This is a genomic window from Fibrobacter sp., assembly GCA_024398965.1.
Taxonomy (GTDB): domain Bacteria; phylum Fibrobacterota; class Fibrobacteria; order Fibrobacterales; family Fibrobacteraceae; genus Fibrobacter.
In genome coordinates this window covers 1-11829 of record JAKSIF010000063.1, presented here as the reverse complement: position 1 = coordinate 11829, position 11829 = coordinate 1, and the positions used below count along the sequence as shown (strand labels likewise).

At 52.1% G+C, this 11829-nt stretch carries 9 protein-coding genes and 1 tRNA gene; all 10 read right to left on the bottom strand.

What is annotated here, in order from left to right; genetic code table 11:
* Window positions 1–4163: DNA-directed RNA polymerase subunit beta' (rpoC, locus tag MJZ26_13520; protein ID MCQ2106796.1), on the bottom strand; the 4163-nt coding region annotated here is incomplete at its 3' end.
* A 1-nt stretch (window position 4164) separates the two neighbouring features.
* Complete coding sequence (gene rpoB, locus MJZ26_13515; GenBank protein MCQ2106795.1) at window positions 4165–8436, bottom strand: DNA-directed RNA polymerase subunit beta; 4272 nt, start codon at window positions 8434–8436, stop codon at window positions 4165–4167.
* Window positions 8437–8626: 190 nt separating this feature from the next.
* On the bottom strand, window positions 8627–8998 hold the full coding sequence (gene rplL / locus MJZ26_13510; GenBank protein ID MCQ2106794.1) for a 50S ribosomal protein L7/L12: 372 nt from the start codon (window positions 8996–8998) through the stop codon (window positions 8627–8629).
* Window positions 8999–9049: 51 nt separating this feature from the next.
* The gene (gene rplJ / locus MJZ26_13505) at window positions 9050–9589 is read right to left on the bottom strand and encodes a 50S ribosomal protein L10 (GenBank protein MCQ2106793.1); all 540 of its coding nucleotides are present in this window, start codon (window positions 9587–9589) and stop codon (window positions 9050–9052) included.
* A gap of 8 nt (window positions 9590–9597) precedes the next feature.
* Complete coding sequence (rplA, locus tag MJZ26_13500; protein MCQ2106792.1) at window positions 9598–10284, bottom strand: 50S ribosomal protein L1; 687 nt, start codon at window positions 10282–10284, stop codon at window positions 9598–9600.
* Between the two features lie 40 nt (window positions 10285–10324).
* Window positions 10325–10750 carry a 50S ribosomal protein L11 gene (rplK, locus tag MJZ26_13495; GenBank protein MCQ2106791.1) on the bottom strand — a complete coding sequence of 142 codons (426 nt, stop codon included), beginning with the start codon at window positions 10748–10750 and terminating at the stop codon, window positions 10325–10327.
* Window positions 10751–10780: 30 nt separating this feature from the next.
* On the bottom strand, window positions 10781–11311 hold the full coding sequence (nusG, locus tag MJZ26_13490; protein MCQ2106790.1) for a transcription termination/antitermination protein NusG: 531 nt from the start codon (window positions 11309–11311) through the stop codon (window positions 10781–10783).
* 5 nt (window positions 11312–11316) lie between these two features.
* Window positions 11317–11505 (bottom strand): preprotein translocase subunit SecE, encoded by a 189-nt coding sequence (gene secE / locus MJZ26_13485; protein ID MCQ2106789.1) that lies wholly within the window; start codon window positions 11503–11505, stop codon window positions 11317–11319.
* Window positions 11506–11524: 19 nt separating this feature from the next.
* Window positions 11525–11597 (bottom strand) — tRNA-Trp (locus MJZ26_13480).
* A 12-nt stretch (window positions 11598–11609) separates the two neighbouring features.
* Window positions 11610–11762 (bottom strand): 50S ribosomal protein L33, encoded by a 153-nt coding sequence (gene rpmG, locus MJZ26_13475; protein ID MCQ2106788.1) that lies wholly within the window; start codon window positions 11760–11762, stop codon window positions 11610–11612.
* Window positions 11763–11829 lie beyond the last annotated feature (67 nt).

Here is an 11829-nt window from a genome sequence, read left to right as displayed (position 1 = left end):
CAGGCAGAGATGAAGCTGTCTGTTGCCAAGGAAGCCTTCGTGATACCAAGGAGCATCGGCGTGAAGGTCGCCGGAGTCTTGCCAACTTCGACCAGCTGGTCGTTGATGGCGCGCAGACGGGCCTTGGAAATTTCTTCGCCCGGAAGCAGTTCAGAATCACCAGATTCCTTGATCTTGACCTTACGCATCATCTGACGAACGATACATTCGATGTGCTTATCTGCGATAGCCACACCCTGCAGGCGGTACACTGCCTGGATTTCGTTCACCAAGTGACGCTGGACTTCTTCAGGTCCAAGGACGTCGAGGATATCATGAGGATCTACGCTGCCTTCGCTGATCTTCTGACCAGCACGGACACGGTCACCTTCGTTGACCGCCAAGTGGACGCCACGGGGAACCAGCACTTTCACTTCCTGGTCGTCCATCTTGATGATAACAACTTGATTGTTGCGAACTTCTTCACCGTAGCTAACCAAGCCATCGATAGGTGCGATGAATGCCTTGCTCTTCGGAACGCGAGCTTCGAAGAGTTCAGCAACGCGGGGAAGACCACCGGTAATATCGCGGGTCTTACCAGCTGCACGCGGGAGCTTGGCCACAGTAGAACCGACAGCGATCATGTCGCCGGCATGAACTGTGATGATAGCGCCGTCCGGAAGCATGTAGTTACCGATCTTGGCATTGGAAGAATCCACGATGGTAACAGCCGGGTGCAGGTCCTTCTTACCGTGCTGCTTATCGCTAATCACGGTCCAGGTTTCCACGCCGGTAACTTCGTCGGTTTCGGAGCGGTAGGTACGGTTTTCAACCATATCCGTAAACACAACCTTACCAGCAACATTACTGATAATCGGGCTGTTATACGGATCCCATTCGAACATTACGTCGCCCTGAGCAACTGCGGCGCCGTTTTCGACATGGAGGATAGCACCGTAAGGAATCTGGTAACGACCCTTATTGATGCCGGTCTTGTCAAAGATAACGAGTTCTGCCATGCGGCTGACCACGACCTTCTGACCTTCGTGAACGACGGTTTCGACCTGTTCCAGTTCGACACGACCGTCAACGGATGCCTTCTTGTCACTTTCAACAGTAAGACGAGAAGATGCACCACCAATGTGGAAGGTACGGAGGGTAAGCTGAGTACCCGGTTCACCGATGGACTGTGCAGCGAGCACGCCAACAGCTTCGCCCAGATCAACGGGGCGACCGGAGGCCAGCATACGGCCGTAGCACTTGGAGCAAACACCGTTCTTGGAATCGCAAGTAAGCACGGAGCGCATCTTGATGCGTTCGAGACCGGTTGCGCTGATCTTCACGAGATCGCGTTCGTTAACCAGGTCGCCGGCCTTGACGATGATTTCGCCAGTAACCGGATGCTTAATGTCGTCCACCGGTGCACGACCAAGGAGACGTTCTTCAAGGGAGATAACGGTATCGTCACCATCCTTGAAAGCAGAAACTTCAATACCGTTAGTGGTACCGCAGTCGGCTTCGGTGATCACCAGATCTTGGCCCACGTCAACAAGACGACGGGTAAGGTAACCAGCGTCAGCGGTCTTCATAGCGGTATCAGCCAAACCCTTACGAGCACCGTGAGAGGAAATGAAGTATTCCATCACGTTCAAGCCTTCACGGAAGCAAGACTTAATCGGGTTTTCAATAACTTCCTGACCGTTCAAGTCCTTAGTCGGCTTCTGCATCAAACCACGCATACCGGACAGCTGCTTAATCTGTTCACGGCTACCACGAGCGCCGGAGTCGGCCATCATGTAAACGGGGTTGAAACCATCGCGGTCGCTGGAGAGCAGTTCCCACTGCTTGGCAGCCACGTCAGAAGTAGTCTTGGACCAAACGTCGATAGTCTGGTTGTAACGTTCACCACCGGTGATAACACCGTCTTCGTACAGGCCGCGGATACGGGACACAGCTTCTGCAGCCTTGTCCAGCATTTCCTGCTTTTCCTTGGGGATCACCATTTCGGCGATAGCCACAGAGGAACCTGCGCGGGTTGCCCACTTATAACCGTTGGCCTTCAGGTCATCCAGGTAGTCAACCGTTACGCGGTTGCCGGTACGACGGTACAGGTCATCGATGGACTTTGCAATAACCTTCTTGCCGAAGGTTTCGTTTGCGTAGCCCAGGGCGTTCGGCACGAATTCATTGAAGATGATTCGACCGACGGTGGTCTTGATAACGTTTTCTTCCTTAAGGGTAAGGAACTTGATCTTTTCGCCGGCCTTGACGTTTACGTCCCAATTGCCGTTATCGTCTGCGGATTCGCGTACCATGACGCAATCCTTTTCCAGAGCGCCCATGTAGACCTTGCGGCCTGCGGGGAGCTTCAGGTAGACGTAGGCATTCAGGTCCACGACGCCGTTTTCGTATGCACGGACAGCTTCGGCGGGATCAAAGAAATGCATGCCTTCGCCCTTGCGACCCGGACGGGGCTTGGTCAGGTAGTACAGACCGAGCACGATGTCCTGGCCCGGCACAGCAATCGGCTGACCGGAAGCAGGGTGAAGAATATTGTTGGAAGACAGCATGAGAACGCGGCATTCCAACTGAGTTTCGAAAGACAGCGGAAGGTGGCAAGCCATCTGGTCACCGTCGAAGTCTGCGTTAAATGCAGTACATACGAGGGGGTGCAGGCGAATTGCATTACCTTCGATGAGCTTCGGATAGAAGGCCTGAATACCGAGGCGGTGCAGAGTAGGAGCACGGTTCAGCATCACCGGATGGTCTTCGATAATCTGTTCGAGGATGTCCCAAACTTCAGGACGTTCTGCATCCACGTACTTCTTGGCGGACTTGAGGGTATATACGATACCTTCTTCTTCCAAGCGCTGGATGATGAACGGCTTGTAGAGTTCGAGAGCCATACGCTTCGGGAGACCGCACTGGTGCATGCGAAGTTCCGGACCGACGACGATCACAGAACGACCGGAGTAGTCAACACGCTTACCGAGGAGGTTCATACGGAAGCGACCCTGCTTACCCTTCAGGAGTTCAGCGAGGCTCTTCATGGGGCGTGCAGCGCCAGTACGTGCGGTACGGCGGCCGCTATCGAACAGCTGGTCAACAGCTTCCTGCAACATACGCTTTTCGTTGCAGAGAATAACGTTCGGGGCACGGATGTCGATCAACTTCTTCAAGCGGTTGTTACGGTTGATGACACGGCGATACAGTTCGTTCAAGTCGGAAGTAGCAAAGCGGCCACCTTCCAGGGGAACGAGAGGACGCAGATCAGGCGGAATCACCGGAAGAACGTCGAGAATCATCCAAGACGGCTGGTTTGCAAGCAAACGAGCTTCGTTGGGATACTGCTTGCGGAATTCTTCGTAAGCATCGGCAACGATGAAGGTGGGATTTGCCTGAGAGTATGCAGCCTTGAATTCGGCAACAGCTTCGGCAAGGCCACGGAGCCAGGGCTGCTGAGAGTCCTGCTTCATTGCCTTTTCAGGATTTTCGTAGTAGCCACGGAAGCTTTCGCGCTGAGACTTCAAGAAGGAGTCAACGATCTTCAAACGCTTGAGAGCGTCGTCCTGCTTGGTCTTGGACTTGGACTGAGCCTGGATACGGAGCTCTGCGGAGAGAGCGGTCAGGTCAACCTTGTCGAGGAGCTGCTTGATAGCAGATGCACCCATCTTGGCATCGAAGACACGACCTTCGTTGGTCAAGTCCTGATACTGGGCTTCGTCGATAAGGGTATTGGGATCCAGGTCGGTGGTACCCGGGTCGATCACTACGTACTTTTCGTAGTAGATGATGTTGTCCAGGTCCTTGGTGGAAAGGTTCAGGAGGGCACCAATGACACAGGGCTGGTTACGTACGAACCAGGTGTGAGTCAGAGGAATAGCCAATTCGATATGGCCCATGTACTTACGGCGAACGTTGGAGTGGGTAACTTCCACACCGCAACGGTCACAGACAACACCCTTGTAACGGATGCGCTTGAACTTACCGCAGTTACATTCCCAGTTCTTAACAGGTCCGAAGATCTTTTCGCAGAAAAGACCATCCTTTTCGGGCTTGAAGGAACGATAGTTGATGGTTTCCGGCTTGGTGACTTCACCGTGAGACCAGCTACGGATCATTTCCGGAGCAGCAAGGTGAATGCTAATATCACCAGAGTTTTCACGTTCAATTTCGTCGACCATATTACTTATCTCCATTGGTCTGGATGTTCAGACCCAAAGAACGGACTTCGCGGATCATAACGTTAAAGGATTCAGGTACACCCGGCTTCGGAGTGTTCTGACCATGAACGATGGCGTCATAGACCTTGGAACGACCCTGGACATCGTCAGACTTGACGGTGAGGAGTTCCTGCAAGGTGTAAGCGGCACCGTAAGCTTCCATAGCCCACACTTCCATTTCACCGAAGCGCTGACCACCGAACTGGCTCTTACCGCCAAGAGGCTGCTGAGTAACCAGAGCGTAGGAACCGATAGAACGAGCATGGATCTTGTCGTCTACCAAGTGGCCCAGCTTGAGGTAGTACATGTAACCGATGGTAACCGGGTTCAGGAATGCTTCACCGGTCTTACCGTCGTAAAGCTTTGCCTTACCAATGATCTTGCCATTGTCCGGATCCATTTCGTAGTTAACGATGGGGTTCTTTTCGTAAGCCTTCTTGAGTTCTTCACAAATGTCTTCGAACTCGGCACCGTCGAACACCGGAGTGGTCACCTTGAAGCCGAGGGTCTTTGCAGCCCAGCCCAAGTGCACTTCCAGCACCTGACCGATGTTCATACGAGAAGGCACGCCCAGCGGGTTCAGAAGGATCTGAAGCGGACGACCGTCTTCGGTGAACGGCATGTCTTCGACCGGAACGATCTTGGACACAACACCCTTGTTACCATGGCGACCTGCCATCTTGTCACCGATGGAGAGGCAACGCTTCTTGGCAATGTAGACCTTCACGCTCTTGAGAACGCCGGGCTTCAGTTCGTCGCCCTTGGTCACCTTGTCGATTTCCTTTTCCATGGTACGGGTCAGGGTATCCAGGTTGTCGCGGGCAACAAGCACGAGAGTGAGCACGCGTTCCTGAAGTTCGTCATCACCCACAACGAAGGTAGATGCCGGAGAGACCTTGGTCACGTCGATCATGGCCAGGTTCTGTTCGGTATAGGTTGCGCCTTCGCGAATCAGCAGTTCGTGGGTTTCGTTGTCCATCACCTTGCCGGCAGCCTTACCGCCGAGAAGTTCGAACAGGTGTTCGGAGCAGGATTCCTTGATCTTGTCGATCTGAATCTGGAAGTTGCTACGAATTTCGTTGATGGTTTCCTGATCCTTTTCCTTGCTGTTCTTGTCAGCCTTGTCCTTCTTGCTGAAGACGCGGGTTTCGAGAACCACGCCCTTCATTCCCGGAGGAGCCTTCAAAGAGGAGTCGCGGACATCGCCGGCCTTTTCACCGAAGATGGCGCGGAGAAGACGTTCTTCCGGAGAGAGTTCGGTTTCACCCTTCGGGGTAACCTTACCGACGAGGATATCGTCTGCTGTGACTTCGGCACCAACACGAACAACACCGTTTTCGTCCAAGTTGCGGAGAGCGTCTTCGCCAACGTTGGGAATTTCGCGGGTCAGTTCTTCCGGACCACGCTTGGTGTCGCGAACTTCCAGTTCATATTCTTCGATATGGATGGAAGTGAAGGTATCCTTGATAGCCAGTTCTTCGGAAATGATAACGGCGTCTTCGTAGTTATAACCATTCCACGGCAGGAAGCCGATGAGAATGTTCTTACCCAGAGCCAGTTCGCCGTGGTCGGTAGACACACCGTCAGCCAGCACGTCGCCAGCCTTGACGAAGTCGCCAACGTTCACGATGGGCTTCTGGTTAATGCAGGAATCCTGGTTAGAACGTTCGAACTTGCGGAGAACGTACTGGTCGATAGGATCCTTGCCGAGGAATTCATAGTCTTCGCCGAGACCGGTGAGAGGCACGAAGTTGCCGTCCACCATGTTACCACGCTGAATAGTCACGTTACGTGCGTCAACGAAGGTAACCATACCGTCGTGCTTTGCACGAACAACGGTACCGGAGTCGAGAGCGGCGCGACGTTCCAGGCCGGTGCCAACCACCGGAGCTTCTGCACGGAGCAGAGGAACAGCCTGACGCTGCATGTTAGAACCCATCAATGCGCGGTTTGCGTCATCGTGTTCAAGGAACGGAATAAGACCAGCAGCCACAGAAACAATCTGCATCGGGGCCACGTCCATAAGGTCGATACGTTCGGTTTCAACGTCATCGAGAGCGATGGATTCCTGGCTCATGAGCTGCGGATATTCGCTCTTGTCGCGAACGATCACGTAACCATCCATGTCACCCTTGAAGCGGTTGTCTTCGGTAAGTTCGGTGCTGGACGGAGCAACCTTGAATGCGTCTTCTTCGTCTGCGGTGAGGAAGGTGATGTAGTCAGAAACGATCTGTTCTACAACAGTGCCAACCTGTTCGTAGTCAGCCTTGCCGTCGAAGTTTTCAACGACGAAACCGTTACGGTAGTAGGTGACTTCGCCTTCTGCATCCTTGAATGCAAATACTTTGTTCACAAAGCCGTCGAACAAGTCACGCTGGCGGTTGTCGAGGTTCATGCGAACCTGGTCTGCCTGCTTCTTGGTCAGTTCAAGTTCCAAGAAGAGATGCGGGTCATGTACGAAAGCCTTGAAGATGCCAAAGTGCCACTTGTTTTCGGGAACCTTGACAATGTTGCCCTGAGCATCCTTGAAGTCGATAAGACCGACGATACGGTACGGAGTTTCGATGAAGCCGAAGTGGTTGACAACGGCGAAGGTTGCGAGGGAGTTGATAAGACCGATGTTCGGGCCTTCCGGAGTTTCGATCGGGCAGAGACGGCCGTAGTGAGTGTAGTGCACGTCACGGACTTCGAAGCCTGCGCGTTCGCGGGAAAGACCACCAGGACCAAGAGCGGAGAGACGACGCTTGTGAGTAAGTTCAGAAAGCGGGTTCATCTGGTCCATGAACTGGGACAGCTGGCTGGAGCCGAAGAAGGCCTGCACAACGGTGGACACCATACGGGTGTTGACCAGCTCACGAGGTGTGGTCTGTTCGTCTTCGCCGTGAAGAGTGAGGTTCTCACGAATCACGCGAGACATACGGGAAAGACCAACGGAAATCTGGTTAGCGAGAAGTTCGCCAACGGAACGGGTACGACGGTTGCCCAAGTGGTCGATATCGTCGAGGCCGTAACCTTCTGCACCGTGGTAGAGGCCAACCATGTACTTGATGATAGCAAGGAAGTCGGTCTTGCTCATGGTCATGGTGGTGAGGGACGGAATCTTGAATTCCGGACCCTGTTCGGCCAGAAGTTCCTGAATTTCAGGCTTGGAGTAGACCTTGGTGTTCAAGCGGTAACGACCGACTTCGCCCAGGTCATACTTGTGGGGATCGGAAATGAACTGGCTGTCGAAGTAGATCTCGGCAGTGCGCATATCCGGAGCTTCATCCTGCTGCTGATGGGTCACGGAGTAGATTGCCTTGAGGGCGTCTTCACGAGACTTGGTCTTGTCTGCAGCCAGGGTGTAATGGATAAGGAGGTTGTCTTCTTCCTTGGAGAGGAGAACGATAGATTCTACGCTGCTCTCGCGGAGGCGGTCCAACTTCTTGTCGTCGATAACGGTGTTGGCTTCGAGGATGACTTCGCCAGTGCTGGTATCGATGATGTCTTCAAAAATGATGCGGTCGATGAGAACGCAAACGCCGTTTTCATCGTACTGGTCGGCCAGTTCAGCAACGTTGACAACTTCGGTCTTCTTGTAGAACAGCTTCAGGATGTCCTGAGTAGTTTCGAAGCCGATGCAACGGAGCATTGCAGAAGCCGGGAGCTTCTTCTTACGGTCGATGATGAGGTAAAGGATATCACCTTCGGTATTGAATTCAACCCAGGCGCCGCGGTGCGGAATAATACGGCTCTTGTAGTCGTCGCGGCCGTTAACCTGCATTTCCTTGTCGAAGGTAACACCGTAGGAACGGTGCAACTGAGAAACGACAACGCGTTCAGCGCCATTGACGATGAACGTTCCATTTTCAGTCATGATCGGAAGTTCGCAAACGAGCACATCGTTCTTGACTTCTTCCTTCAGCTTGCGATCTTCGCCATCTTCTTCGAAAACCTGAAGAGACAAAGTTGCAAAGAGTTCCATAGAGTAGGTAAGGCCACGTTCACGGCATTCAGGAATGCTGTACTTCGGGATACCGAAGTAGTAACCTTCATAGTTCAGGGAGTAGAGGCCCTTTACGTCTGTGATCGGGAATATATCCTCGAAAACGCGCTGCAAGCCAACCTTGAGACGCTTTTCTTGGGGGATATCCTTCTGAAGGAATTGCTCGTACGAAGCCTTCTGGACTTCGATCAGGTACGGAAGTTCCAACTGGAACTTATTGGAGGAATAGCTTTTTCGCTCCGTCGTCATTAGAAATACCTCATCCGGTGAGAGCTGATTGTTGGCACCAAAGGTAGAAAAATATTAAGAATGACTATCTTCTTAACCTTGCTGCCATGGGCTTTTTTCGGGTGAAAAAAGCAGAAAATCTTAATACACCAAAAGCCCGCACATTTAGTGCAGGCAGTTGGCATATAGAAGATTTAGAGAAGTGAAAGCATTACTTCAGAGCGACCTTTGCTCCGAGATCTTCCAATTCCTTCTTGAGCTTTTCAGCGTCAGCCTTCGGCATAGCTTCCTTAACGACGCTGTTGGCCTTTTCGACGAGGTCCTTAGCTTCCTTAAGGCCGAGACCGGTGATAGCGCGGACAGCCTTGAGGACGTCCATCTTCTTAGCACCGCATTCGACGAGGATAACGTCGAATTCAGTCTTTTCTTCAGCAGGAGCTGCAGCTGCAGCAGCCATAACTACGGCGCCACCAGCAGCGGCTTCAATGCCGTGGGTTTCCTTGAGGTAGTCAGCCAAAGCCTTGGCTTCGAGAAGGGTAAGACCAACGATCTGATCGCCCAATGCCTTGATATCAGTTGCCATGATGTGTTTCTCCGATTATTCCGTTTAAAATTTTTGGTTTGTGGTTTGTTGTTAAGCTTCCGGAGCTGCTTCTGCAGCAGGTGCTTCGGAGCCCGATGCTTCTTCCAGCTTTTCCTGGAGAGTCTTGATCTGACCTGCGATAGTGGAACCAGGTCCGAGAGCGATGGAGACGATCATTGCGATCATGCCCTTGCGATCCGGGATCTTGGAGAGGTTCACGACTTCGGTACCAGGCATTGCCTTACCATCAAGGAAGACACTCTTGGAAATCAAGAAATCGGGGTTAGCTTTGTGGAATGCTTCAATTTCGCGTGCCGGCAGAAGAGGATCTTCTTCGAAGCCAACCATGACGGATGTTGCACCAGTCAGCTGGTCATCGAGACCTTCAACGTTAAGAGCAGCAAGTACGCGCTTGAGAAGAGTATTCTTCACAGCCTTGTACTTAACACCCTTAGATGCCAGGGCCTTGCGAAGGGCATTGTCCTTTTCAACGGTAATGCCTTGATAGTTGAGCAGATAGACGGCGGTTGCGCCCTTGAAGGACTCGACGATAGAGTCCACGGTCTGTTGTTTCTTAACTACAGCTTTCATGGTTTCTCCTAGCGCGTCAGTGCCATATCAAGTTTGATGCCCGGAGCCATCGTTGCGGACAACGTAAGGCTCTTAATGTAGGTGCCCTTAGAAGATTGCGGCTTAGCCTTAACAACAGAGTCGATAACAGACTTGGCATTTTCAACCAGCTGTTCGCCACTGAAGGAGAGCTTGCCAACGGGGGCGTGAACGTTAGCACCCTTGTCGACGCGGTACTGAATCTTACCGGCCTTGAGTTCCTTGACGGTCTGTGCAACGTTAACGGTCACAGTACCAGCCTTGGGGGACGGCATCATACCACGGGGACCGAGCACCTTTGCCACCTTACTAATCACCGGCATCATGTCGGGAGTAGCAACGACGGAATCAAAGTCCAGCCAGCCTTCCTGAATCTTCTGAACCAAGTCAGCACCACCAGCGTAGTCTGCGCCTGCGTTCTGTGCAATTTCAATATTATTGTCCTTGCAGAAAACGAGAACGCGGACCTTACGACCGGTACCATGCGGCAGCACAACAGTGCCACGAACCACTTGGTCGGAATGTTTGGGGTCCACACCGAGATTGAAGTGGATTTCGACGGTCTGGTCGAACTTCACCTCGGACTTTTTAAGAATATCAATTGCCTCTACCAAACCGTAAGCCTTGTTGGCTTCGATAGCTTCAGCAATCTTCTTGTATTTTTTTCCTCTGAACATGAAATTTTCCTGTCAGATACGTAACGGTGAATTACCTGCCTCAGTCAACCACTTCAATACCCATGGAGCGGGCGGTGCCTGCAACCATGCGCTTGGCGGCTTCGAGGTCGATTGTGTTGAGATCCGGCATCTTCTTCTGAGCGATGTCTGCGATCTGGGCCTGAGTGATCTTACCAACTTTCTTACGGTTGGGTTCACCAGAACCACTTTCAATGCCGACGGCCTTCTTGATGAGAGCCGGAACCGGCGAAACCTTCGTGATGAAGGTAAAGCTCTTATCTGCGTAGACAGTAATAACGACCGGGATAATCATGCCCTTGTCGTTCTGAGTCTTAGCATTAAACTGCTTACAGAATTCCATGATGTTCACACCCTTCTGACCGAGGGCGGGACCTACCGGGGGAGCCGGGTTAGCAGCACCTGCAGGAATCTGGAGCTTAATATAACCTGTGATTTTCTTTGCCACTGTGTTATCTCCGTTGCAAAAACCGTAACATTAGACGTTGTCGGACTCAACCTGGTTAAAGGCAAGTTCAACAGGCGTAGAACGACCGAATACGGTAACCATGACCTTGATCTTGGAATCCATGATTTCGTCTACGACGCCCACAAAGTCCTTGAACGGACCTTCCTTGATGCGGACATTTTCGCCAATGGTATACGGCGGAATCTCGCCTTCAGGAGCATCAGGATTAACTCCCAGGAGACGATCGACCTCGCTCTTAGTTAAAGGAATGGCCACGCGCTTAGTCGGGGTCATTCCCAAGAAATGGGTGACGCCATTGATGTTCATCACCAAATGCTGGGTGAGCTCGTCCAGCACCATTTCAATGAAAACGTACGTGGGCATCATGTTCTGGGTAGATACGCGACGACGACCGCGAACTGTAGAAGCCACTTCGCGAGTCGGTACGATAATCTGACCGAACTTTTCTTGAACGCCTTCGCGTTCAATCATCTGCTCGATACGTTTCTTAATGTTATTTTCTTGACCGGAAAAGGTGTGGATTGCATACCAACGCATCATAACGATTAACCTCTTCCCATGATTTTGTCAACAATCCAAGAGAGACCAACGTCGAGTCCAGCGATATAGACACCCATAATGACGCTGAAAAGCATCACTACGAGCGTAGAACCCTTGAGTTCTTCCCAAGTAGGCCAAGTAACTTGCTTCAATTCTTGGATACATTCCTTGACATATTGCTGGATCTTACGCATAATGACTCCGGGAAGTGAGCAGGTCGGGAGGGACTCGAACCCCCAACCAACGGTTTTGGAGACCGTGACTCTACCAATTGAGCTACCGACCTATTCGGACTTCCTTACTTGGTTTCCTTGTGAACAGTATGCTTGCGGCAGAACGGGCAATACTTCTTGTACTCTACGCGAGAGGGGTGAAGACGCTTGTTCTTATCGCAGTCATAGTTGCGCTGATTGCATTCGGTGCATTCGAGCGTGATGAGTTCTCTAGGCATTATATTATCCGATTACTTGATGATTTCGGTTACAGAACCAGCACCAACGGTACGGCCACCTTCGCGG